This window comes from Enterobacter sp. CFEC122 (genome assembly GCF_052983755.1).
On record NZ_JBRIQR010000031.1, the window covers coordinates 1 to 22,128 of the forward strand.

The 22,128-nt window shown below is 54.7% G+C and carries 25 protein-coding genes; 11 read left to right on the forward strand and 14 right to left on the reverse strand.

The genetic code is table 11. The features are described from left to right. Positions 1–5: 5 nt before the first annotated feature. Positions 6–1,205, reverse strand: a complete 1,200-nt coding sequence (mtnK, locus tag ACVCAM_RS19015; protein ID WP_407223164.1) for an S-methyl-5-thioribose kinase — start codon at positions 1,203–1,205, stop codon at positions 6–8. 104 nt (positions 1,206–1,309) lie between these two features. Here mtnK and mtnA point away from each other — a divergent pair, with 104 nt between their 5' ends. After that, positions 1,310–2,326 carry an S-methyl-5-thioribose-1-phosphate isomerase gene (mtnA, locus tag ACVCAM_RS19020; protein ID WP_407223165.1) on the forward strand — a complete coding sequence of 339 codons (1,017 nt, stop codon included), beginning with the start codon at positions 1,310–1,312 and terminating at the stop codon, positions 2,324–2,326. A 42-nt stretch (positions 2,327–2,368) separates the two neighbouring features. Continuing rightward, complete coding sequence (locus ACVCAM_RS19025) at positions 2,369–2,839, forward strand: SRPBCC family protein (RefSeq protein ID WP_320751300.1); 471 nt, start codon at positions 2,369–2,371, stop codon at positions 2,837–2,839. Positions 2,840–2,892: 53 nt separating this feature from the next. On the opposite strand, the gene ACVCAM_RS19030 is transcribed toward ACVCAM_RS19025, so the two are convergent. Genes ACVCAM_RS19030 through ACVCAM_RS19040 form a run of 3 tightly spaced genes read right to left on the reverse strand, consistent with a single transcriptional unit; the run spans position 2,893 to position 4,732 of the window. Then, positions 2,893–3,435: a 1,2-dihydroxy-3-keto-5-methylthiopentene dioxygenase gene (locus ACVCAM_RS19030; protein WP_008501008.1), complete on the reverse strand. Its 543-nt coding sequence runs from the start codon at positions 3,433–3,435 to the stop codon at positions 2,893–2,895. Continuing rightward, positions 3,432–4,121, reverse strand: a complete 690-nt coding sequence (gene mtnC, locus ACVCAM_RS19035; RefSeq protein ID WP_008501009.1) for an acireductone synthase — start codon at positions 4,119–4,121, stop codon at positions 3,432–3,434. Before mtnC ends, ACVCAM_RS19030 begins: the two co-directional genes overlap by 4 nt. Continuing rightward, a complete protein-coding gene (locus ACVCAM_RS19040; protein WP_008501010.1) occupies positions 4,118–4,732 on the reverse strand; it encodes a methylthioribulose 1-phosphate dehydratase in 615 nt (204 codons plus the stop codon). The genes mtnC and ACVCAM_RS19040 overlap by 4 nt, the downstream gene beginning before the upstream one ends. Before the next feature lie 248 nt (positions 4,733–4,980). Here ACVCAM_RS19040 and ACVCAM_RS19045 point away from each other — a divergent pair, with 248 nt between their 5' ends. Continuing rightward, a complete protein-coding gene (locus tag ACVCAM_RS19045; RefSeq protein ID WP_447093644.1) occupies positions 4,981–6,141 on the forward strand; it encodes a pyridoxal phosphate-dependent aminotransferase in 1,161 nt (386 codons plus the stop codon). Here the strand turns inward: ACVCAM_RS19045 and ACVCAM_RS19050 are convergent, their stop codons facing one another. The 3 genes from ACVCAM_RS19050 to citR form a co-directional block, all read right to left on the reverse strand. Further along, positions 6,142–6,768, reverse strand: coding sequence for an IbrB-like domain-containing protein (locus tag ACVCAM_RS19050; protein ID WP_407223167.1), 627 nt, complete (start codon positions 6,766–6,768; stop codon positions 6,142–6,144). Then, complete coding sequence (locus ACVCAM_RS19055; RefSeq protein ID WP_023326893.1) at positions 6,753–7,976, reverse strand: phosphoadenosine phosphosulfate reductase; 1,224 nt, start codon at positions 7,974–7,976, stop codon at positions 6,753–6,755. The genes ACVCAM_RS19050 and ACVCAM_RS19055 overlap by 16 nt, the downstream gene beginning before the upstream one ends. 157 nt (positions 7,977–8,133) lie before the next feature. After that, on the reverse strand, positions 8,134–9,033 hold the full coding sequence (gene citR / locus ACVCAM_RS19060; protein ID WP_407223168.1) for a DNA-binding transcriptional repressor CitR: 900 nt from the start codon (positions 9,031–9,033) through the stop codon (positions 8,134–8,136). Positions 9,034–9,708: 675 nt separating this feature from the next. Here citR and ahpC point away from each other — a divergent pair. Together ahpC and ahpF are read left to right on the forward strand one after the other, a co-directional pair. After that, complete coding sequence (ahpC, locus tag ACVCAM_RS19065) at positions 9,709–10,272, forward strand: alkyl hydroperoxide reductase subunit C (RefSeq protein ID WP_008501015.1); 564 nt, start codon at positions 9,709–9,711, stop codon at positions 10,270–10,272. 187 nt (positions 10,273–10,459) lie between these two features. Further along, a complete protein-coding gene (gene ahpF, locus ACVCAM_RS19070; protein ID WP_447093645.1) occupies positions 10,460–12,025 on the forward strand; it encodes an alkyl hydroperoxide reductase subunit F in 1,566 nt (521 codons plus the stop codon). A gap of 59 nt (positions 12,026–12,084) precedes the next feature. Here the strand turns inward: ahpF and uspG are convergent, their stop codons facing one another. Beyond that, positions 12,085–12,513, reverse strand: a complete 429-nt coding sequence (gene uspG / locus ACVCAM_RS19075) for a universal stress protein UspG (RefSeq protein WP_008501017.1) — start codon at positions 12,511–12,513, stop codon at positions 12,085–12,087. Between the two features lie 180 nt (positions 12,514–12,693). Between uspG and ACVCAM_RS19080 the strand changes: the two genes are divergently transcribed. Continuing rightward, positions 12,694–13,932 (forward strand): zinc-dependent alcohol dehydrogenase, encoded by a 1,239-nt coding sequence (locus ACVCAM_RS19080; protein WP_008501018.1) that lies wholly within the window; start codon positions 12,694–12,696, stop codon positions 13,930–13,932. Between the two features lie 10 nt (positions 13,933–13,942). Here ACVCAM_RS19080 and yldA read toward each other — a convergent pair whose 3' ends face one another. Next, complete coding sequence (gene yldA / locus ACVCAM_RS19085) at positions 13,943–14,032, reverse strand: small membrane protein YldA (protein WP_008501020.1); 90 nt, start codon at positions 14,030–14,032, stop codon at positions 13,943–13,945. Between the two features lie 139 nt (positions 14,033–14,171). Next, entirely contained in the window at positions 14,172–14,582 is a 411-nt protein-coding gene (gene rnk, locus ACVCAM_RS19090; protein WP_021242588.1) for a nucleoside diphosphate kinase regulator, read from the reverse strand. A 246-nt stretch (positions 14,583–14,828) separates the two neighbouring features. On the opposite strand from rnk, the gene ACVCAM_RS19095 reads away from it, so the two are divergent. Further along, the gene (locus ACVCAM_RS19095) at positions 14,829–15,446 is read left to right on the forward strand and encodes a flavin reductase family protein (RefSeq protein ID WP_063417924.1); all 618 of its coding nucleotides are present in this window, start codon (positions 14,829–14,831) and stop codon (positions 15,444–15,446) included. Here ACVCAM_RS19095 and rna read toward each other — a convergent pair. Both rna and dcuC read right to left on the reverse strand, forming a co-directional pair. Next, the gene (rna, locus tag ACVCAM_RS19100; RefSeq protein WP_008501023.1) at positions 15,440–16,249 is read right to left on the reverse strand and encodes a ribonuclease I; all 810 of its coding nucleotides are present in this window, start codon (positions 16,247–16,249) and stop codon (positions 15,440–15,442) included. The two genes, ACVCAM_RS19095 and rna, sit on opposite strands and share 7 nt — an antisense overlap. Before the next feature lie 94 nt (positions 16,250–16,343). Further along, positions 16,344–17,711, reverse strand: a complete 1,368-nt coding sequence (gene dcuC / locus ACVCAM_RS19105) for an anaerobic C4-dicarboxylate transporter DcuC (protein ID WP_021242585.1) — start codon at positions 17,709–17,711, stop codon at positions 16,344–16,346. A 393-nt stretch (positions 17,712–18,104) separates the two neighbouring features. On the opposite strand from dcuC, the gene pagP reads away from it, so the two are divergent. Together pagP and cspE are read left to right on the forward strand one after the other, a co-directional pair. Beyond that, the gene (pagP, locus tag ACVCAM_RS19110; protein WP_249424977.1) at positions 18,105–18,722 is read left to right on the forward strand and encodes a lipid IV(A) palmitoyltransferase PagP; all 618 of its coding nucleotides are present in this window, start codon (positions 18,105–18,107) and stop codon (positions 18,720–18,722) included. A gap of 190 nt (positions 18,723–18,912) precedes the next feature. Further along, a complete protein-coding gene (cspE, locus tag ACVCAM_RS19115) occupies positions 18,913–19,122 on the forward strand; it encodes a transcription antiterminator/RNA stability regulator CspE (protein WP_002439184.1) in 210 nt (69 codons plus the stop codon). A gap of 219 nt (positions 19,123–19,341) precedes the next feature. Here the strand turns inward: cspE and crcB are convergent, their stop codons facing one another. Further along, on the reverse strand, positions 19,342–19,725 hold the full coding sequence (crcB, locus tag ACVCAM_RS19120) for a fluoride efflux transporter CrcB (RefSeq protein WP_008501029.1): 384 nt from the start codon (positions 19,723–19,725) through the stop codon (positions 19,342–19,344). Between the two features lie 67 nt (positions 19,726–19,792). On the opposite strand from crcB, the gene ACVCAM_RS19125 reads away from it, so the two are divergent. After that, positions 19,793–20,581 carry a deaminated glutathione amidase gene (locus tag ACVCAM_RS19125; RefSeq protein ID WP_021242583.1) on the forward strand — a complete coding sequence of 263 codons (789 nt, stop codon included), beginning with the start codon at positions 19,793–19,795 and terminating at the stop codon, positions 20,579–20,581. Between the two features lie 125 nt (positions 20,582–20,706). Continuing rightward, on the forward strand, positions 20,707–20,910 hold the full coding sequence (gene tatE, locus ACVCAM_RS19130; RefSeq protein ID WP_008501031.1) for a twin-arginine translocase subunit TatE: 204 nt from the start codon (positions 20,707–20,709) through the stop codon (positions 20,908–20,910). An 81-nt stretch (positions 20,911–20,991) separates the two neighbouring features. Here tatE and lipA read toward each other — a convergent pair whose 3' ends face one another. Beyond that, positions 20,992–21,957, reverse strand: coding sequence for a lipoyl synthase (gene lipA / locus ACVCAM_RS19135; RefSeq protein ID WP_008501032.1), 966 nt, complete (start codon positions 21,955–21,957; stop codon positions 20,992–20,994). Positions 21,958–22,128: the final 171 nt, after the last annotated feature.

Here is a 22,128-nt window from a genome sequence, read left to right on the forward strand (position 1 = left end):
CGTTCTCAACTGTACTGCCGCACCCGCGCCAGCAGATCTTCCGCGCTGTCGATACGATCGGCAATCACGATCAGCGCCTTGCCGAGCGTTATCGCGTGGCGCAGGCACTCGTGGCGCATCGCCTCGTCCTGAATGGTGTCGATATCCGCGACGTGGGAAAGCCCGACGCTGCGGCGAATGAGTTCGGTGCCGCAGAAGCCGATGGCGTCATGCCAGACCTTTTTCAGGAACGCGGAGGTATAGCCCGGCGCGCTGAGCGCCGCGTCGCGCGTTTTCTCGTGCGCCAGCGCCTGGAAGCGTTCCGCGAAGGTGTTCCACAGCTCCTGAATATCGGTCAGGCGCTGCTCGCGCGCGGCGGCGGCATCGCGAATGCCCAGGTGCCCCGGCAGGCCGCAGAAGTTGAGCAGCAGGTTGCCGATGGCGGTGCCGATATCAAATCCCATCGGGCCAAAATAGCCGAACTCGGCGTCGATGGCCTTCAGGCTGCCGTCGGCCACAAAAATCGAGCCGCTGTGAATGTCTCCGTGCAGCAGGGCTTCAGCCTGAGAAAAGAAACGGTGCTTGAGGGCGGCCACGGCAATTTTCAGCTGGGCGTCGTCGCGCAGCGCGGCGACGTCATTTTCCAGCTCGGCCGGGTAGCTGTTGCGTTCGTGGATCTGGTACGGATCGTTGAAGAACAGATCTTCGGTGATCTCACACATCTCCGGGTTGATGAATTTCGCCACCTGCGCTTTCTTCTCGTGCGGATGCAGGAAGAAATCGCTGGTGTGGAACAGCGCGTGCGCGAGGTATTCACCCAGCTGACGCGCCGCCTGCGGGTAATAATTATTTTTGATCAGCTCGCCGCGCCAGATGCGATGGCTGGAGAGATCTTCCATCACCATTACCGCCAGTTCCGGGTCAAAGTGGTGGATTTTCACGGTGTGCTGCGGGCTGTGCCGGTAGTGCTCGACCAGCGTTTGCGCCTCCAGACGGGCGCGATCCAGCGTCAGCGGCCAAGACTCGCCGACGCAGCGCACGTAGGGCAGCGCCTGCTTGACGATGATGCGGCTCACGCCCGCGCTGTCGAAAATTTTAAACACCAGATTGAGGTTGCCGTCGCCTACCTCCTGCGCCTCCACCAGCGATGAAGGATCGTCAAGGCCGCCAAATTGCCTGGCATATTCCACGGCGTCCTGAGCGGTAAAGGTACGGTATTGCGACATGGCCTGCTCCTCACGGGTTTGCTAATAAAGACATGTAGACGTCTATACATCTGGATTTCATCCTGACACAATGTGCTACAACAACGCAACAGGGAATTAACGACATGCAGACATTACAGACGACCAGCCTGCGGGTAGCGGATAATCAGCTCTTTATTCTCGACCAGCAGGCCCTTCCGCAGGAGAAACGCTGGCTGGATGCCTCAACGGTAGAGGCGCTGGTGGGGTATATTCACGCCCTGCGGGTGCGCGGCGCGCCGCTGATCGGTCTCTCTGCAAGCCTGCTGCTGGCGCTGCTGGCGGAAAACGGCAAAAGCCGCGACGAGCTGGCGGTTGCGCTGGAAACCCTGCGCGCCTCCCGCCCGACGGCGGTGAACCTGATGAACAACCTGGACCGCATGAAGCGGGCGCTCTGGCAGGAAGATTTTGTTCCGGCGCTGGTGGCCGAAGCGCTGCGCCTGATTGACGAAGACAAACGACTTTGCGATGCGATTGCCAGCGCGGGCAGCCCGCTGGTGAAGCCCGGCAGCCGTCTGCTGACCCACTGCAACACCGGCGGGCTGGCAACGGCGGGGGTCGGTACGGCGCTTGGGGTCATTGCTCGCGCGCACCAGGAGGGTAACGTCAGCAACGTCTGGGTGGATGAAACCCGTCCCCTGCTGCAGGGCGGTAGATTAACCGCCTGGGAGCTGGGCGAGCTGGGCGTGCCGTATCAGCTGATTACCGACTCCATGGCCGCCAGCCTGATGGCGAAAGGGCAGGTAGACGCCGTGTGGGTAGGGGCAGATCGCATTGCCGCTAACGGCGACGTGGCGAATAAAATTGGCACCTACTCTCTGGCGGTGCTGGCGAAATTCCACGGTATTCCGTTCTACGTCGCCGCGCCGCAAACGACCCTCGACCCGGCCTGCCCGAACGGCGACGCGATCCCCATTGAGCAGCGTGCCGCCAGCGAAGTGACGGGCGTCGCCGGAAGCTTTGGCGCGGTGCAGTGGGCGCCGGAAAACGCGCAGGTCTACAACCCGGCGTTTGACGTGACCCCAGCCTCGCTGATTAGCGGCTGGGTGCTGGATACGGGCGTGGTCACGCCGGAAGAGGTTGCAGAAGGGAAATTTGCCTGAGTCCGGCTATCCTTTAAGGGGCTCCCTTAAGAGGACAACATCGTGACGCTTGACCCTGAAACAGACTTAAAACTGGAGCGCGTGGTGGACGCACCGCGCGACCTCCTGTGGCTCTGCTGGACTACGCCCGAACACATCAAACACTTCTTCATTCCTGCACCGCATAAGGTGATCGACTGCGACCTTGACCTCCGCGTGGGCGGGCGGTTCAACACCGTGTTTGAGGTGGACGGCCAGCGGATGGATAACCGGGGGGTCTTCCTGGAAATCGACCCGGGGAAAAAGCTGGTTTTTACCGACGGCTATACCGAAGGCTGGAAGCCGGCCGAGAAGCCGTTTATGACGGCAATTTTGCTGCTGGAAGACGCCGGGGAGGGCAAAACCCGCTATACGGCGATTGCGCGCCACCCCACGAAGGAAATCCGCGAGCAGCATGAACAGATGGGATTTCACGAAGGGTGGGGGATTGTGCTGGATCAGCTGGTGGAGTATGTGAAAGGGCTTAACGCGTAGTGCGCGCTGGTGCCCTCACTCCGACCCTCTCCCACAGGGAGAGGGAGAAAAGATCAGGCCAGGCGTGGATACGCATCCGCAATTGCGTCACCGGTAAACTGGGCAACCCAGCCTTCCGGATTGTCGAAAATACGAATCGCCGTAAAGTTCGGCTCTGAGCCCATATCAAACCAGTGCGGCGTGCCCGCGGGCACGGAGATCAGGTCGTTTTTCTCGCACAAGACCTGATATACCTCATCGCCGATGTGCAGGCAGAACAAGCCCGCGCCTTCCACGAAAAAGCGTACTTCGTCTTCGCCGTGGGTGTGTTCGTTCAGGAACTTCGCGCGCAGCGCGTCTTTCTGCGGATTGTCGGCGCGCAGGCTGATCACGTCCCAGCTCTGATAGCCCTTCTCTGCCACCAGTTTGTCGATCGCATGTTGATACGCCGCGATCACGGCTTCAGGCGCGGGATCGTGTCCTAAATCGCGATCCGCCGCCCAGCGTTCAAACCGCACGCCTTTCGCGTTGAGCTGTTGGGCAATCTCGGCGGCGTCGGTGCTGTGCCACTGGTGTTGACTGGCGTCTTTGTCGGAATAAATGGTCAATGCGCTCATGAAGGGATCTGCTCCGGGTTAATCTCGTCAAACTGGTGGACCTGATGGTGGTGGCTTGCGCCGTCATCATCGCCGCGAATCAGCTGCAGGGTACGAAAACCTGCCTGTTCAGCCGCGTCCAGCTCCTGATGAATATCGGAGAGGAAGAGGATCTGCGACGGGGCAATGCCCGTTTGCGCCGCAATGTTCTGATAAGACTGCACCTCGCGCTTGGCGCCGATGTGGGTGTCGAAATAGCCGCTGAACAGATGAGTAATATCACCTTCGTCGCTGTAGCCAAATAACAGTTTCTGCGCGGCGACGGAGCCAGAGGAATAAACATAGAGATCAATCCCTTGCGCTTTCCATTTTTCCAGCGCCGGGAGCACGTCCGGGTAGAGATGGCCGGTAAAGTCGCCGTTAACGTAGCCGTCGTGCCAGATGATCCCCTGCAGCGCTTTAAGCGCCGTGGATTTACGGTCTTCATCCATAAAGGCAAACAGGGCGTCGATAAGTTCGCTGACGCTGGCGTGTGGGTTAGCGATTTCATCACGCAGGTTGTCCAGAATGGATTTGACCGGCTCGGCGTACTGCTGCGCGGTCACGAAGGCCGCCAGTCGCTCACGCGCGTAGGGGAACAAAACATCATGGACAAAACGAATATCGCTGGTGGTCCCTTCAATATCCGTCACAATCGCGCGAATCATACTCTCTCCAGTTGTCGTAAACGCATTTCGCATTCAAATAAGAACTCTAATCCTTCCAGATGACGCCGGGCTTCGGCCACGTCGCGTCCCCAGCAGGTTAAGCCATGACCGCGCAGAAGAAAACCATAATTAAGCGGCCGTTCCTGGGCGTAATGAGCGATGCGTGAGGCGAGGGCGTCGATATCCTGGTCGTTATCAAAGACCGGGATAGCCACCGTATCCAGATGCGTGGTTTGTCCGGTGAGGGATTTTTGCATCTCAAAGCCGCTGATGGTGAGCTCGGCCTCTTTGACCAGACGCGATAGCACCGTGGCGTTAACCGTGTGAACGTGCAGCACGGCGTTGGCTTCCGGGAACAGGCGATAAATCAGCGTGTGCAGACCGGTCTCCGCCGACGGTTTACGACCGGACGGCGCGCGGTTGGTGGCGATCTCCACCTGCAGAAAGTCATCGGTTGTGAGGCTACCTTTGTCTTTGCCGGATTCGCTGAGCCAGCAGAGATGTTCGTCCTGACGCACCGACATGTTACCGCCGGTAGCGGGCGCCCAGCCTTTGGCACCGATCCAGCGGCAGGCGTCGACCAGATGCGTGAGTTGCAGGTTGTCTGTCATTTTCCTTTTACCCTCTCGGCCAGGAATATTCATATGGTTTATACCCGTCATACTTCAAGTTGCAGGTGCGTTGGCTGCACTCACTCACCCCAGTCACGGACTTATGTACGCTCCCGGGGATTCGTTCCCTTGCCGCCTTCCTGCAACTCGAATTATTTAGGGTATAGACGTCTAAGCGTCTTGATTGCCAAAGACTAACATCGTGTTATAGTGGCAGCAACATAAGTATTACAAGCAGGCACAACACAATGAGCATTAACGCCTTGATTCCGCAAAGTAAACTTCCCAACCTCGGTACTACCATCTTTACGCAGATGAGCGCCCTGGCGCAGCAGCACAACGCCATTAACCTTTCTCAGGGGTTCCCGGATTTCGACGGCCCGGCTTATCTGCAGGCGCGTCTGGCGTATCACGTGGCGCAGGGGGCGAATCAGTATGCGCCGATGACGGGCGTGCAGGCGCTGCGGGAAGCGATTGCCGACAAAACGGCGGAGCTGTATGGCCATAAGCCCGATGCGAACACCGACATCACGGTGACGGCAGGGGCGACCGAAGCGCTGTACGCGGCCATCACCGCGCTGGTGCGCGCGGGGGATGAAGTCATCTGCTTTGATCCGAGCTACGACAGCTATGCGCCTGCGGTTGAACTCTCCGGCGGCGTGGTGAAACGCGTGGCGCTCCAGCCGCCGCATTTCCGCCCTGACTGGCAGGCGTTTGCTGCGCTGCTGAGTGACAAAACCCGTCTGGTGATCCTGAATACGCCGCATAACCCGTCGGCGACGGTGTGGCAAAAAGCCGATTTTGCCGCGCTGTGGCAGGCTATCGCCGAACGGGAAATTTACGTCCTGAGCGATGAAGTCTACGAGCACATCTGCTTTGCTGAGGAAGGGCATGCCAGCGTGCTGGCCCATCCGCAGCTTCGCGAGCGTGCTATCGCCGTCTCTTCGTTTGGTAAGACCTACCATATGACCGGCTGGAAGGTAGGGTACTGCGTGGCCCCGGCGGCCATCAGCGCTGAGCTGCGCAAAGTGCATCAGTACCTGACGTTTGCCGTGAACACGCCGGCTCAGCTGGCGCTGGCGGATATGCTGCGCGCGGAACCCGCGCATTACCGCGAGCTGCCGCACTTCTATCGTGAACGTCGGGATCTGTTTGTGGCGGCGCTGAGCCAAAGCCGCCTGGAAATTTTGCCGTCTGAAGGAACCTATTTCCTGCTCGCCGACTACAGCGCGATTTCCGATCTGGACGACGTTAGCTTTTGCCAGTGGCTGACGAAAGAGGTCGGCGTGGCCGCCATTCCATTGTCGGTGTTCTGCGCCGATCCCTTCCCGCACAAGCTGATCCGCCTGTGCTTTGCGAAGCAGGAATCGACGCTGCTGGCGGTGGCGGAGCGTTTGAACACGCTCTGATTATTTCACCGTCCACGCTTCGGAGTAACGGCGGTCTGCAAACAGCTCCAGCAGACCGTTGATTTGCTTGAGGCGCAGCACCTCATCGCTGTCCATGCCCAGCTCTTTGCCTATTCGCTCATCATTCCAGCCGAGCTGTGCCAGTTCGCGCACGATATCTGACATGGCGTTGATCTGATGCCGACCCCGCGCCCGATTGTGGCGAATCGTGGCGGCCATACGGTCATGTTTATTCTGCCGGTGCTGGCGCAGGCAGGTGACGGGGAGATATCCCCTGAGCTGACGCTTTAACGCCGCCCGATTTTTGCCGATTTCGTGGCGATGAAAGCCATCCACAATTTCGTAGTGATGGGCTTCACTTTCCGTCACAACAATAGGTTGGGTGAATCCATCGAGTTCGAGCGACTTGCTGAGCAGCCGTTTTTCCGGAGGGGCAACGTTATTGGGGTTGTAGTCGTTAGCGATAATCGCGTCCTGTTTGATCCAGAGAACGCAGTCTATCGGTTGCTCGCGAAAAGGGCTGTTTTTATGGATCGCTTCGCGAAAGGCATTGATGGCGTTAATCCGATCCTCCTCGGAAAGTGACTGAAGGTACGTTTCGATCTCGGTAATTATTCTTTGTCGCATAAAATGCCCCACTCCTTGCGCTTCGCCTTCACTCGTTCGCTGTAGCGCTGATAATGTTTAGGTTTATTCGGGCTGAACGACAGCGCCCTGCACCAGTAGTCATTATTAAGTAAAACCTTACAAATACGGCGCCATGAGGGGATGTCTTTGGCGCCGATATCGCCGTCCTGCGTCTCGGGGATATCCGGCATGCCTCTCTTCTGATACCAATGCAGATAGATCGCGATTTTATTGCGGTAATGCTCAGCCGTGTTTTGCGGCATGCTGTTCAGCAGGAGCATGGCGTAGTCGCGCCAGCCGAGGTGATCGGGTTTGAGGATTTTCCGGTGGCCATAAAAGTGGTTGTCCTGCCCGGCGTAGAAGCCGCCGCTGCGCACGCCGCTGACGCGCTCGCACATGGCGGCCCAGCGCTCGGGCTCGAGAACGTGATAGAGCCACAGTCCCTGGCGCTGTTCCGGGCCGAAGGGCTCGCAGATGCGCATATAGCGCGGCGGGACGCCCGCCTGAAACATGAGGTTGTAGAGCGGGTTATAGCTGCTTCCGGATTTTGCAAACCATGTCCAGATGTCTGCGGTTTTCCAGTCGTAAAGAGGATAGACGTACCACGCGTGCCCGCCGGGCGCGGTGGTTGTCCAGGGCTTATCGTCCGCGAAGCGATGCTTGCGGTTGTTGGCGATGGTCAAAAATCGGTTGTAGGATTCATCGGCGCGAATGCCCACCAGCATGGCAGCCGGACGGTGCAGTGCAAACCAGTCGGAAAACGAACGGACAAAGGCTTCAAAGGTCATACCCGTCTGGTAAAAATCAAAATAATCCGCAGCGGTGATGGCGCCTTCCGGCGGCTGGCGCACCCAGCGCACGTCCGGCGCCCAGCATTGCCATTCAGGCTGATACTGTGAGAGGGAATTTTGCGTGGTCAGCGGAAGCGCCACCCAGTAAAAGTGCTCGATGACGTCCCGGTAGCCTTCGCGCAGCGCATTAACGTGCTCAATGGTGCATGAGAACTGTGCTTCCCAGTCAATAAAAAGCACGCTGATTTTTCGTTTTTGCGCCCGGGCCATTTGCGCGGTGAGATGCAGCATGACGGTGGAGTCTTTGCCACCGGAGAAGGAGACGCAGATGCGGGAAAAGGTGGCGAACGTCCAGGCGATGCGCTCCTGCGCGGCCTCCAGCACGTTAAGCTGCAGGGGATATTTATACAGTGACATGTTCAATCTCTTCCTGAGTATGACTGTCGGGGGCTTTTATTTACGCTGATTAACCATGAATAGTAAAGATATTAAGGAGAAACCGGAAGAATAAGATCTTCCATTAAAGGATTTGTTGCCCGAATGTAATTAAAAAGTATTCAGGCTATATCGCAAGTTATTCCACTTCGATTTTTTCAATGAATTGCGTAAACACGCTGCTGTTTAACGCCGAGCGATTGTAAAGCATGTAAACATCTACTTGAGGAATCGCAAAAGGCAAGGAAATGCTCTTCAGGTTGAGATGGTCTTTATATCGTTCAAACAATATTGTTGGTACAAAGCCTATTAAATCACTCACGCCAATAATATTCATAATCGAAAGCAGTGAGTCACTGCGGAAACAGACGTTGCGTTCCGGAAGGAGAATGTTTGACTGCAGCTGGAACTCTTTTATGCCATTCTCCTGACTGCGCATCAGCGTGAATTTTTCCTGGCCGAGTTCCTCAATCGTTGCGCTATCGCCGAGGCGGGGGTGATCTTTGCTGCACGCCAACAGCATTGCTAACTTCATAAAGCGGGTACAGACGATAGAGCGACTGTTAACCGGAGCAAAGCTAAACACCAGGTCGGCCTTGCGGTAGGCGAGCAAATCCTCGGCTGACTCAGGGGATAAGACCACATCATTATGTTCTATGTCGTAATTTTCGTCTGCAAGCAGAGAGCTTAGCAGGCTGCCGAAGCGCCCATGGGCCACAATCTGCGGGCAATAGATGACAAAGCTCTTTTTGATCTGCGCGTTATTCAGGATATTAATGGTTTGCTCAATGCTATTAAGGTTTTCTTCCAGATGGTGATGCAAATTGATCTCCACCGTCGTCGGGGTAATGCCTTTACCCGAACGAATAAAAAGCGGGTCATTCAGTTGCGCGCGCAGGCGTTGCAGGGACTGGCTCACTGCTGAGGGCGTGATATAGAGTGTTTCCGCTGCCTTGCTAATGCTAAGGTGCTGATAAATGCACTCAAAAATGACTAACAGATTAAGATCGAATTTTTTAAGGTCGTAAAGATTTGCCATAAATCATCCTGAGTGTGTTGTTGTCATCACATTACTGATAACTATAGTTCGAAGTTAATCATTTACAATCCTTGTGATTAACCTACTTAATTTGTTTTAAATACGAGCTTAATATATCACGAGGCTGGATTATTGAAATAGAACTTCAGCCGTTATTAAGATATTTTTATCTTTAAAACTTGCGGCGTTGTTCTCAAATAACCATTATTGGTTATACATTCGCTGTGACTCATTATTGTCACTTTCGTTCTGGCCACCAGGCAGACCACTTATTGCAACTCATTCTCATTATTAAGCCTCTCGTTGAGTCAGGCAGACGCGGAGGCTATTCGGTAAAACCTATCACAGCCATAGGGCGGAATGCCGGCGTGACGCATTGCCCAAACTGAAAACCGGTGCTGTAATCAAACCGCTGTTACGGCCTGAAATAAGGTATGTAGAGCGCAACGCAACGCCAGCCCAGGCTGGCACTGAAAGTTCCTGTGGAAAGTTCAGGTATCAGGGCCGCCCACCAGGGCGGCCTTTTTACGTTCAGGCTTTCCGTTGGTTCCGTTCACAAGGTTGTCTTGTTGGCGTTGTAAGGTTTGGCTGATTGATTTGATAAAGCATACGCATTAGCCCCGATGGATAAAGTTGGTTACCTTACATCTCAACGAAAACACGGAGGAAGTACAGATGTCTTTGATTAACACTAAAATTAAACCTTTCAAAAACCAGGCGTTCAAAAACGGTGAGTTCATCGAAGTAACCGAGAAAGATACCGAAGGTCGCTGGAGCGTCTTCTTCTTCTATCCGGCTGACTTCACCTTCGTTTGCCCGACCGAACTGGGCGACGTGGCTGACCATTACGACGAACTGCAGAAGCTGGGCGTAGACGTTTACTCTGTGTCTACCGATACCCACTTCACCCACAAAGCATGGCACAGCAGCTCTGAAACCATCGCCAAAATCAAATACGCGATGATCGGTGACCCGACTGGCGCCCTGACCCGTAACTTCGACAACATGCGTGAAGATGAAGGCCTGGCTGACCGTGCGACCTTCGTTGTTGATCCGCAGGGCATTATCCAGGCTATCGAAGTTACCGCTGAAGGTATCGGCCGTGATGCGTCTGACCTGCTGCGTAAAGTAAAAGCAGCGCAGTATGTCGCTTCTCACCCAGGCGAAGTGTGCCCGGCTAAATGGAAAGAAGGCGAAGCAACGCTGGCGCCATCTTTAGACCTGGTCGGCAAGATCTAAGTCTGTAAAGCCTGGCGGCGCTGCGCTTGCACAGGCCTACAGTATCGTAGGCCGGGTAAACGACGAGCCACCCGGCAATCAATGGGCGCACCCGCGCCCATTTCATTCCAGCACCATGATGCAAGTTGCATTCAGGCCGCCCGTATAAGGCAGCTTGCATGATGACGTTTTAAGAGAGGGAAGAACCATGCTCGACACCACGATGAAAACCCAGCTCAAGGCCTACCTTGAGAAACTGACCAAACCCGTTGAGCTGATTGCCACGCTGGACGACAGCGCGAAATCGGCAGAGATCAAGGAACTGCTGGCAGAGATCGCTGAACTGTCACCAAAAGTGACCTTCAAAGAGGATAACTCGCTTAACGTCCGTAAGCCGTCTTTCCTGATCACTAACCCAGGCTCTGAGCTGGGGCCGCGTTTTGCCGGCTCACCGCTGGGGCATGAATTTACCTCGCTGGTGCTGGCGCTGCTGTGGACCGGCGGTCATCCGTCGAAAGAGGCGCAGGCGCTGCTGGAGCAGATCCGCGATATCGACGGTGATTATGAGTTTGAAACCTATTACTCGCTCTCCTGCCACAACTGTCCTGACGTGGTGCAGGCGCTGAACCTGATGTCGGTCCTCAACCCGCGCATCAAACACACGGCAATTGATGGCGGTACCTTCCAGAATGAAATCACCGATCGCAACGTGATGGGCGTTCCGGCGGTGTATCTGAACGGTCAGGAATTCGGCCAGGGCCGTATGACGCTGACGGAAATCGTCGCCAAAGTGGATACCGGTGCCGAAAAACGTGCCGCAGAAGCGCTGAACAAACGTGATGCCTATGACGTGCTGATTGTCGGTTCCGGCCCTGCGGGGGCGGCGGCGGCAGTGTACTCCGCACGTAAAGGGATCCGTACCGGCCTGATGGGCGAACGTTTTGGTGGCCAGGTACTGGATACCGTGGACATTGAAAACTATATCTCCGTGCCGAAAACCGAAGGCCAGAAGCTGGCCGGCGCGCTGAAGGCGCACGTCAGCGACTATGACGTGGACGTGATCGACAGCCAGAGCGCCAGCAGGCTGGTACCTGCTGCGGTTGAGGGGGGGTTACACCAGATTGAAACCGCCTCCGGCGCGGTGCTGAAAGCGCGCAGCATCATCATTGCCACCGGCGCGAAATGGCGCAACATGAACGTGCCGGGCGAAGATCAGTACCGTACCAAAGGCGTGACCTACTGCCCGCACTGCGACGGCCCGCTGTTTAAAGGTAAGCGCGTGGCGGTGATCGGCGGCGGAAACTCCGGCGTGGAAGCGGCGATCGACCTGGCGGGGATTGTTGAACACGTAACCCTGCTGGAGTTCGCGCCAGACATGAAGGCCGACCAGGTTCTGCAGGATAAAGTGCGCAGCCTGAAAAACGTCGACATCGTGCTGAACGCGCAGACCACGGAAGTGAAGGGCGACGGCAGCAAGGTCACTGGTCTGGAATACCGCGACCGCGTGAGCGGCGACGTGCACAGCGTGCAGCTTTCAGGGATCTTCGTGCAGATTGGTCTGCTGCCAAATACCACCTGGCTGGAAGGGGCGATTGAGCGCAACCGCATGGGCGAAATCATCATCGATGCCAAGTGTGAAACCAGCGTGAAAGGCGTGTTTGCGGCCGGCGACTGCACCACCGTGCCGTACAAACAGATTATTATCGCCACGGGCGAAGGGGCGAAGGCGTCTCTGAGTTCGTTCGACTACCTGATCCGCACCAAAACCGCATAAAAAAGAAAGTAAGGCTACACCTGCAATAGCGAGAGGCCACCGAAAGGTGGCCTCTTTTTTTATCTGACGACCATCACCGGTATATGGGTGTGGCGGATGACGCTGGAGGCGTTAGAGCCCAGCAGATGCGTGGTAATGGACGGGTTACGCGAACCGATAACCACCACGTCTGCCTTCAGTTCGGTCGCCAGCTCATTGACCGCATCGCGTACGCTGCCGAATCTGACGTGCGTTTTGATCCGTGAAGGGTCGATGCTGAAGTGGCTGACCATGGTTTGCAGGCGATTTTCCGCTTCGTGCTGCAAATGTTCCTCGAAGCGACGCACATCGGCGGCAAAGCGGTGCAGGCTCAGGCTGGCGGAGCCTGGCAGCACGTGTAGCAGATGGATGACACCGTCCTGCTGCGCCAGAAACTCCGCGTGGCGTACGGCCTTGTCGCTCAGCTCCATTTCAAAAACATCAACCGGCATAATAATTCTCTGATACATACCCGTTTCTCCTTGTTTATAAACGCTGTACTCATTCAACCACAAAATAGTCATGGTTTCTGTAAGCGCTCCGTCAGTTTTCTTATCTTGCCAGGATAAATCTCAAAAGACCCGTATTCACAGGCAGATCTTCAGGGGTAGCTACCCTTATACACTTACCCGGAACCTTTCGGAGGTCGCATGAAAGCACTTACGTATCACGGTCCACACCATGTTCGCGTCGAGAATGTCCCCGACCCCATCATCGAACAGCCCGACGATATTATTCTGCGCGTCACGGCCACGGCTATCTGCGGCTCCGATTTGCATCTCTACCGCGGAAAGATCCCAAAGGTGCAGCACGGCGATATTTTTGGCCATGAGTTTATGGGGGAAATCGTCGAGTGCGGCGCAGAGGTGAAGAATTTGCAAAAGGGCGATCGCGTGGTGATCCCCTTTGTTATCGCCTGCGGGGACTGTTTCTTCTGTCGCCTCCAGCAGTATGCGGCCTGTGAGAATACCAACGCCGGGCAGGGTGCCGCACTGAACAAAAAGCAAATTCCCGCGCCTGCGGCGCTGTTTGGCTATAGCCACCTCTACGGCGGCGTGCCGGGCGGGCAGGCGGAATACGTTCGCGTGCCGAAGGGTAACGTCGGACCGTTTAAAGTCCCGCAGCTTCTTTCTGATGATAAAGCGCTGTTCCTGTCCGACATTTTGCCCACGGCCTGGCAGGCGGCAAAAAATGCGCAGATTGAAAAAGGCTCAAGCGTAGCCGTTTTTGGCGCCGGGCCGGTGGGGCTACTGACCATTGCCTGTGCGCGGCTGCTGGGGGCTGAGCAGATTTTTGTTATCGATCACCATCCCTACCGGTTGCGATTTGCCGAGGCGCGCTATGGCGCTATCCCCATCAACTTCGATGATGACAACGACGCGGCGGAAAAAATCATCGAGCAGACCGCGGGCCAGCGCGGCGTTGACGCCGTGATTGATGCAGTCGGGTTTGAAGCGAAAGGCAGCACCACGGAAACGATCCTCAGCAATCTTAAAATCGAAGGCAGCAGCGGCAAAGCGTTGCGTCAGTGCATTGCTGCCGTGCGTCGCGGCGGGGTGGTCAGCGTACCCGGCGTATACGCAGGGTTTATCCATGGCTTCCTGTTTGGCGATGCCTTTGATAAGGGGCTGACGTTTAAGATGGGCCAGACGCACGTCCATGCCTGGCTGGGTGAACTGTTACCGCTGATCGAAAAAGGGCTGCTTACGCCGGAAGAGATCGTGACCCATTATCTCCCCCTTGCGGATGCGGAACGCGCCTATAAGATTTTCGAAAAACGGGAGGAGGAGTGCCGGAAGGTGATTCTGGTCCCGGGCGCAGAGACCCCCGAAGCCGCAGAGCAGACCGTTAAAGGGCTGGTGAATGCCTTCCCGGGCGGGGTTGCCTGAGAATGTTCGCTTACCAGTGGCGTTCAAGATAGAGCACGGCCGTGACGATAATCGCCACAAAAATCAGAAAGATAAGTGTGATAACGCCTATCTCACTCATGACCGTCCCCGCGGCACCAAAACAGGTTAAGCGTGGATTAAGGCCATTTTGCGCGGTATAGGAAAATTGGGTGAATTTGCGGAAAGAGGATGCGGCTGCATCCTCTGTGCAAAGCGGGTAGGCGCTTATTCAGAAGAGATTAACGCAGGTAATCGCCCGCGGCTTCTGGCTGGTAGAGCAGCTCCAGCACTTCCAGATGGGTCGAGGCGCCACCCGGTAATTCCCAGTGGATCGTATCCCCCGTACGCAGTCCCAGCAGTGCGGCACCCACAGGGGCCAGAACAGAAAGCTGTGTGCTGCTGTCGGTCATCTGAGCCGGGTATACCAGCGTACGGGTCAACTCTTCACCGGTGGTCAGGTTGCGGAATTTCACCTGGCTGTTCATGGTGACCACGTCATGCGGTATCGTCTCAGGCGTGCACATCTGTGCCCGGTCGAGCTCCTCATTCAGGGCGTCGGCCACGGGGAGCGAGGCAAATTCCGCTTTTTCCAGCAGCCTGTCGATACGTTCTGCGTCGAGCTCATTGATGATAATGGTAGGTCTGGACATTTTTTACTCCATGTCGTTAATGCTGCGTCTAACGCAGAAACTGATCCAAAAGAAAACCCTCGCCGTCTGGCAGCGAGGGTTTAACTCTCCCGATGATACTGGCTGAGCGCGCAAGTTTGAAGTGATGAAAGTCACATTCATGGGCCATATGAATTTTCGCTGAAATTTATTCAGTCTTCATTCCTGACGGAATACGTTACGCTGAGTGTCCTGAACCCGGGCGTTGCCCACCAACGAGAGAGAATTATGTACTTCTATCAACCGTCTCAGGGGCACGGCCTGCCGCATGACCCGCTGAACGCCATTATTGGTCCACGCCCGATAGGCTGGATCTCCTCTTGCGACAAGGCCGGTCAGCTGAACCTTGCACCGTACAGTTTCTTCAACTGCTTTAACTACCGCCCGCCGATCATCGGCTTTTCCAGCAACGGCTGGAAGGACAGCGTGCGTAATATTACGGAAACCGGGGAGTTTGTCTGGAACCTGGCAACGCGCGATCTCGCACATGCGATGAATCAAACCTCCGCGATGCTTCCCCACGATCGGGATGAATTTAGCTTTGCCGGGCTCACGCCAGCGGCAAGCCAGCTGGTTAACGCCCCCCGCGTTGCAGAAAGCCCGGTGAATTTTGAGTGTCGACTGTCCCAGTGCATTCAATTGACGGGGGCCGACGGTACGCCGGTGGACACGTGGCTGGTGCTGGGGGAAGTGGTCGGTATCCATATTGCCGAAACGCTGCTGGAAGAGGGGATATACCAGACGGCGAAAGCGCAGCCCATCCTGCGTGCGGGTGGGCCGACGGCGTACTATGGCATCAGCGATGAAAACCGGTTTGATATGGTGCGCCCGGGCGCGGATCAGTAACCGGCTTTATCAATCACGAATTGTTTACCGCAGTTACCCGGATGTGGCTGCGGGGCAAATGAGGCCGCAGAAAGCGGGTTGTTAATGGCGTCAGCCTTCAGCGAAATCTGCATCTCGGTCAGATAAGCCGGATTGCCGTTGCAGGTCAGCTTGAACGCTCTGACGTTCTCCTTGCCCCAGCTTTTGGCTACGGCACTGTCAAAGTCGCTGCGATTGACGGGTTTTCCGTAGTTATTGGCAAGGAATTTACCGACCGCACTGTTTTTAACTTCCTGATTCATCCGCACCATCGTGCCGAAATAGGCATCCGGATCGAAACCAAAGCAGACGCCATGTTTGGCGTATTCGTAGCGTTCCAGGCAGGAATTACCGCCCGCACCCGGCATCACGTCGTTGAGCTTTGCGGCAGCAGAAAGCGACAGTCCGGTTTCGGCGGCATCGCATTTACGGCTGGCCTTCACTTCCGGCATGTTCGGAATGGGGCGCGTGGCGCAGCCAAAACGCATCCATCGACGTTCATCCACCCCGCGTGCGGCAATGGATTTCGGCAGGCCGGGCCATAGCCCGTGAACGGTCAGAAAATCGGCTTTATTTTCGCGCTCTTTTTGCAGGCGACATTCGTCAGGTTCATTGCGGTTGCGCTCGACCATGCTCTGGCAAAACCCGGTTTGCCAGGACAGAGCCAAAACATAGCGATCGAAATCGCCATACTGGGTTGCCTTGAGCGGTTCTGCCTGCGTGGAGAAAACACAGAGGGCAAGCGCGATTGCCCCAGACGGGATAACGATATCCTTCCTGAACATATGATTTCCTGATCGAATGAGCGTGATTGATTTCTGGGGGTTATTAAAGCACAAAAAGCGCCCGCAGGCGCTTTCTGGATATCAGGAATTTAGCTTAGGCTGCGCCGGGCACCAGCACTTCCGTGGCGATAATCACGATAATCAGCCCAACCATAACGGGCACTGAGGTGCGTTTTACCACTTCAAATGGCGAGATTTTTGCCATCCCGGCAACGGCGACGACCACGCCCGATACCGGGGAAATGGTACGGCCCAGGTTTGACGCCTGCAGCATAGGAATGGAGAGATAGGCCGGGTTAATACCGGAGGAGTGGGCCAGTTTCGGGATCATCTCCACAAAAGCGTAGAAAGGCGCATTGCCGGAACCGGTGGTCATGGCCGCCAGCATGGTGAGTACCACCAGGACCAGCATCAGGATAATACTGGCCGAGCCGAACGAGGTGGCGATAGAGATCAGGCTCTGGATAAAGCCGATGGTGCTCAGACCCTGAGCAAAAACGCCCGCTGCCACCAGCAGCATCACCACGCCAGCGAAGGCATCCGCCATACCGCGATAGGCGACTTCCAGACCAGAGAACACCTTTTGCGTGTTGAAACCGCGCACAAACTCCAGCACGGCAGCCAGCAGCATGCAGATCACCAGAATGGTGATGATGTGCAGCTGCGGGCCCCATTTGCCGTCAAAAATCAGCACTCCGATAATCGGCGTGAAGGGCAGAATGGCATAAAACGCGGGGGCGGTGGTGGTGATCTCACTCACATCCATCATCTCGTGACTGATGTTTTCTTTCTTATCCAGATAGCGCTGCCAGAAGAAATGCGCGATTCCCATTCCCACAATGGCGACAATAGAGATTGGCAGCGTGGTTTTAAAGGCGAAGTCGATGAGCGACATCTCCGCAGCCTTTGCCGCCAGCACAACGTCGCCGGAGGTCGGGGAGAGAATAATGGCTGCCGGAGACGCGCAAATGGCTGCTGCCGCGCCGCGGCTGATACCGACGTTCACCATGACCGGGAACAGCGTGGCCATGAGCAGTACGCCAAGTCCGGTTGCCGACGACACGGCCAGCGACATCAGGCAGGCGAGGAAATAGGCGGCGACCATCAGCAGATAGGGTGAGTTGATGTACTGCAGCGGTTTTGAGGCAAGCTTAACGACCATGTCGTTGGCACCGATATGGGTCATGTAGGCGGCAAAACCGCACAGCATCATGATCATCATACCCAGGTCGCCGCCGCGGCTCATGAGTAATATCTTAATGTATTCAACAATATCAGTGGCGGTGTAACCCGTACTGGTTGCACTGGCAGGTAATACCTGATGTCCCATTATGGCGCTGATAATCAGCAGCGTTAAACCGCCAACAAATAATACGCCCGTGGCCGAATAGCCTTTAATGATGTAGCGTGCGACACCGACAATGACGACGACCCCAATAAGGAGTTCGAATAACGTAAGCATGATTTCCCCTGTATCTCTGCTGCAATGGAGCACAAAAAATCAATAAAATAAGAAGGATGAAAATGTGCCGAATAAATGGCCTGTTCTTGCTGATTAAAATCAATAAACAGACGACTAGAGAGCAGAACAACCGTGTTTTTGCCATGGCTCTTACATTTACGCCATGAGAGTCTTGACCGTCAGAAATAGCGCAATATGTCCTTACAATGATAACAGATTGTTAATATTTTGTGTAATTCAGCATGTTGCTGATATACAAGGCTAAACAGGTTAAAGGCTCACTCTGAATGGGCTTATTCAAACTTGCGGTCCAGTTTATTGAGAATATTCCCGGAAAAAGGCCGAATAATTAGGAATAACGCTGATGTCGTTAAGCCTTGATTCAACTACTTTATGGTAAACTTTGCCTCGAATACTAAGAATGGTAATTGCATTGTGATCGTACGTAATACATTTTTCTCAATTTTATTGTTTATTTTTGGGCAGTTAACGTTTTCTTCTGTTGCACAGGCAGAGGACAACGCGACGGATAAAGGGTGGTTCTCAACCTTTACGGATAATGTCTCTCAGACCTGGACGGCGCCCGAACATTATGATCTCTATGTTCCGGCAATAACGTGGCATGCGCGTTTTGCTTACGACAAAGAGAAAACCGATAAATATAACGAGCGTCCGTGGGGCGCTGGTTTCGGTCAGTCGCGCTGGGATGATAAGGGAAACTGGCATGGCATCTATCTGATGGCCTTTAAAGACTCCTTTAATAAATGGGAGCCGATTGGGGGCTACGGCTGGGAGAAAACCTGGCGCCCGCTAGCCGACGAGAACTTCCATGTCGGGTTGGGCTATACCGCGGGGGTCACCGCACGTGACAACTGGAACTACATTCCGATCCCGGTGCTGCTGCCGTTGGCCTCTATCGGTTACGGCCCCGCAACGTTCCAGATGACCTACATCCCGGGCACGTACAACAACGGTAACGTTTACTTCGCCTGGATGCGTATTCAGTTTTAACTGAAAAAACTTTACCTGTTGGTGATAAAACGCGCAGCCGTTGATTCATAAACGATAAAAATCTGCCAGTGAAAATTAACGCGACTTTAGTCACTTTTTATCAAAGATCCGCTGGACAAAAGGTCTCACAATTGATGTACTGGTAACCGACACAGCATTTGTGTCGTTTTTTAATGTAAAGGTAATTTTGATGTCTAAGATTAAAGGTAACGTTAAGTGGTTTAATGAGTCCAAAGGATTCGGTTTCATTACTCCTGAAGATGGCAGCAAAGACGTGTTCGTACACTTCTCTGCAATCCAGTCTAATGGTTTCAAAACTCTGGCTGAAGGTCAGCGTGTAGAGTTCGAAATCACTAACGGTGCCAAAGGCCCTTCTGCTGCTAACGTAATCGCTCTGTAATCCAGACGCGTCAGCAAGAATTTCAAAACCCGCTCACTGAGCGGGTTTTTTTCGTTTTGAATCAGCCAAGCAGATACATTTTCAGGAAGCTGGCCACGATCAGCACGCTTAACAACACCATGCCTGCGCTCATCAGACTCTGTTTCATTCTGTCACCCTCGTTCATTACTGCATCCAGAGTGACAGAGAAAAATTAAGCCAACATTAACGGTTCGGCTGTTAATGCGCGCTTGCGGAAGAAAATAGCCAAAATGCGATCCCCGTCATCGCAAAGGAGCCGAGCATATTGATCGCCATATTCATCAGCGCCCAGCCGATACGGCCTTCCTGAAAGAGAAAAACCGTTTCCGCAGAAAAGGTTGAGAAGGTGGTTAACCCGCCGCAGAATCCGGTGGTAATCAGGACTTTCCACATTGGGTCAATGTGTGTCATTCGGTTAAACCAGGCCAGCCCCATGCCAATGATAAAGGCACCTATCAGGTTTGCAGCCAGCGTCCCCATGGGAATCGCCTGATGCAGGGGGTTAAACCGCATACTGAGAAACCATCGCGCAACGCTACCCGTTCCCCCACCAATAAAAACGGCTAAAAGTAGTTGTAACACGCTAAATACCTGCTATTTGATGTGTAAGAGAAGCGAGTTTAACGCCGTTTATGATGAGGGGACAAATATGTATGTTGCGGTAGGGCAATTTGCGGTCACGCCTGACTGGCAGGCTAACGCGATAAAATGCGTCAATCTGATGATGCAGGCCCAACAGAAAGGCGCGTCGCTGCTGGTGCTTCCTGAGGCGCTACTGGCCAGGGATGATAATGACCCGGATTTATCCGTGAAGTCCGCGCAGCCGCTGGACGGTGAATTTTTACAGCAATTGCTCGCCCAGAGCGTGGGCAATACGATGACGACGATCTTAACAATCCATGTTCCCTCTACGCCGGGTCGGGCGGTGAATACGCTGGTGGCGATTCGCGGCGGAGCCATAGTCGCACGTTACGCCAAGCTCCATCTTTATGATGCCTTCAGCATTCAGGAATCACGGCGCGTCGACCCAGGAGACCGTGTTCCGCCGCTGCTGGAGATTGACGGATTAAAGGTTGGGCTGATGACCTGCTATGACCTGCGTTTTCCGGAGCTGGCACTCCATCTGGCGCTACAGGGGGCGGACGTGCTGGTTCTGCCTGCCGCGTGGGTTAAAGGGCCGTTAAAGGAACATCACTGGGCAACGCTGCTGGCGGCACGCGCGCTGGATACCACCTGCTATGTCGTTGCTGCAGGAGAATGCGGAACGAAGAACATCGGGCAAAGCAGGGTAGTCGATCCGCTGGGTGTGACGATCGCCGCCGCTGCGGAAGCCCCGGATTTGCTGGTGGCGGAGATAAACATAGACAGAATTGCGCTTGCACGTCAGCAATTACCTGTTCTTCGCAATCGTCGGTTTGCGCCACCGCAATTATTGTGATGTTTTTTTCAACAATGCTTGATTCACCTTGTTACAGATTGCTATTGTGTGCACGCGCTAAATGACCGTTAATACAGTCAGGTTTTGGCGCTGAATGCAGCCTGTTTTAAGTAAAGAAGGTATCTATGGGTGAGATTAGTATTACCAAACTGCTGGTGGTTGCCGCACTGGTCGTCCTGCTGTTTGGTACCAAGAAGTTACGCACGCTGGGTGGTGACCTGGGGGCTGCCATCAAAGGCTTTAAGAAAGCAATGAACGACGATGATACAGCCGCGAAGAAAAGCGCTGAGGATGACGTCCCGGCAGACAAGCTTTCTCACAAAGAGTGACAGCAACGCCTGAGGGCATGCGAAAAAAAACCGGCTCATGAGGCCGGTTTTTTTGTATTACTGTAAATGAATATTACAGCATTATTTAACTTCTTCGCCTTTTGCCTGCATATCTGCATGGTAGGAGGAGCGAACAAACGGGCCGCATGCGGCGTGAGTAAAGCCCATCGCCAGCGCTTCGGCTTTCATCTCATCAAACTCGTCCGGGCTCACGTAGCGCTGTACCGGCAGGTGGTGACGGCTTGGCTGCAGATACTGGCCCAGAGTCAGCATGGTTACACCGTGGCGGCGAAGATCGCGCATCACCTCGATGATTTCATCGTTAGTTTCACCCAGACCTACCATCAGACCTGACTTGGTCGGAATATGCGGATGCGCTTCTTTGAAGCGTTCCAGCAGTTTCAGAGACCAGTTATAGTCAGCGCCCGGGCGCACCTGACGATAGAGACGCGGTACGTTTTCCAGGTTGTGGTTAAACACATCTGGCGGCGTCGCGGTCAGGATATCCAGCGCACGGTCCATACGGCCGCGGAAGTCTGGCACCAGCGTCTCGATTTTGATGTTTGGGCTTTTCTCGCGAATGGCCGTAATACAGTCAGCGAAGTGCTGCGCTCCGCCGTCGCGCAGATCGTCACGGTCAACGGACGTGATAACCACGTAACGCAGCGCCATGTCGGCGATGGTCTGCGCCAGCTTCTGGGGTTCGTTAGCATCAGGTGCGACCGGACGGCCATGAGCAACATCGCAGAACGGGCAGCGGCGGGTACAGATCGCACCCAGAATCATAAACGTCGCGGTACCGTGATTGAAACATTCAGCAAGGTTCGGACAAGAGGCTTCTTCACAAACGGAGTGAAGGCCATTCTTGCGCATCGCCGCTTTGATCCCCTGGATACGCGAAGAGTCGGCCGGAAGTTTGATTTTCATCCATTCCGGTTTTCTTAACAGCGCCTCGCGCTCTGTAGCCACGTTTTTAACCGGGATAAGGGCCATTTTATCGGCATCGCGGTATTTAACACCGCGTTCCATCACAATGGGTTTACTCATAGCGTGCGTGTTCCAGTTGCGAATATCGAAGGAAAGCGTTTCAATTCAAGGGAATGTTGTATTTATCAACTATTTTTGAACGAACGACAGGCAGTATATCATTGAAACGGTCGTTAAAGCAGCCTGCCAGATCGCCAATTTGTAAAATAGTTGTTGTTTTGTGCCTTTTGC

Coding starts and splice junctions, on each gene's coding strand:
- ACVCAM_RS19055 (WP_023326893.1), bottom strand. CDS start 7,976: ATGTCACTGTATAAATATCCCCTGCAGCTTAACGTGCTGGAGGCCGCG.
- ACVCAM_RS19030 (WP_008501008.1), bottom strand. CDS start 3,435: ATGAGCGCATTGACCATTTATTCCGACAAAGACGCCAGTCAACACCAG.
- lipA (WP_008501032.1), bottom strand. CDS start 21,957: ATGAGTAAACCCATTGTGATGGAACGCGGTGTTAAATACCGCGATGCC.
- cspE (WP_002439184.1), top strand. CDS start 18,913: ATGTCTAAGATTAAAGGTAACGTTAAGTGGTTTAATGAGTCCAAAGGA.
- citR (WP_407223168.1), bottom strand. CDS start 9,033: ATGGCAAATCTTTACGACCTTAAAAAATTCGATCTTAATCTGTTAGTC.
- ACVCAM_RS19040 (WP_008501010.1), bottom strand. CDS start 4,732: ATGACAGACAACCTGCAACTCACGCATCTGGTCGACGCCTGCCGCTGG.
- mtnC (WP_008501009.1), bottom strand. CDS start 4,121: ATGATTCGCGCGATTGTGACGGATATTGAAGGGACCACCAGCGATATT.
- dcuC (WP_021242585.1), bottom strand. CDS start 17,711: ATGCTTACGTTATTCGAACTCCTTATTGGGGTCGTCGTCATTGTCGGT.
- yldA (WP_008501020.1), bottom strand. CDS start 14,032: ATGAGTGAGATAGGCGTTATCACACTTATCTTTCTGATTTTTGTGGCG.
- ahpF (WP_447093645.1), top strand. CDS start 10,460: ATGCTCGACACCACGATGAAAACCCAGCTCAAGGCCTACCTTGAGAAA.
- rnk (WP_021242588.1), bottom strand. CDS start 14,582: ATGTCCAGACCTACCATTATCATCAATGAGCTCGACGCAGAACGTATC.
- ACVCAM_RS19125 (WP_021242583.1), top strand. CDS start 19,793: ATGTATGTTGCGGTAGGGCAATTTGCGGTCACGCCTGACTGGCAGGCT.
- pagP (WP_249424977.1), top strand. CDS start 18,105: ATGGTAAACTTTGCCTCGAATACTAAGAATGGTAATTGCATTGTGATC.
- mtnK (WP_407223164.1), bottom strand. CDS start 1,205: ATGTCGCAATACCGTACCTTTACCGCTCAGGACGCCGTGGAATATGCC.
- uspG (WP_008501017.1), bottom strand. CDS start 12,513: ATGTATCAGAGAATTATTATGCCGGTTGATGTTTTTGAAATGGAGCTG.
- ACVCAM_RS19095 (WP_063417924.1), top strand. CDS start 14,829: ATGTACTTCTATCAACCGTCTCAGGGGCACGGCCTGCCGCATGACCCG.
- ACVCAM_RS19050 (WP_407223167.1), bottom strand. CDS start 6,768: ATGCGACAAAGAATAATTACCGAGATCGAAACGTACCTTCAGTCACTT.
- mtnA (WP_407223165.1), top strand. CDS start 1,310: ATGCAGACATTACAGACGACCAGCCTGCGGGTAGCGGATAATCAGCTC.
- tatE (WP_008501031.1), top strand. CDS start 20,707: ATGGGTGAGATTAGTATTACCAAACTGCTGGTGGTTGCCGCACTGGTC.
- rna (WP_008501023.1), bottom strand. CDS start 16,249: ATGTTCAGGAAGGATATCGTTATCCCGTCTGGGGCAATCGCGCTTGCC.
- ahpC (WP_008501015.1), top strand. CDS start 9,709: ATGTCTTTGATTAACACTAAAATTAAACCTTTCAAAAACCAGGCGTTC.
- ACVCAM_RS19045 (WP_447093644.1), top strand. CDS start 4,981: ATGAGCATTAACGCCTTGATTCCGCAAAGTAAACTTCCCAACCTCGGT.
- ACVCAM_RS19080 (WP_008501018.1), top strand. CDS start 12,694: ATGAAAGCACTTACGTATCACGGTCCACACCATGTTCGCGTCGAGAAT.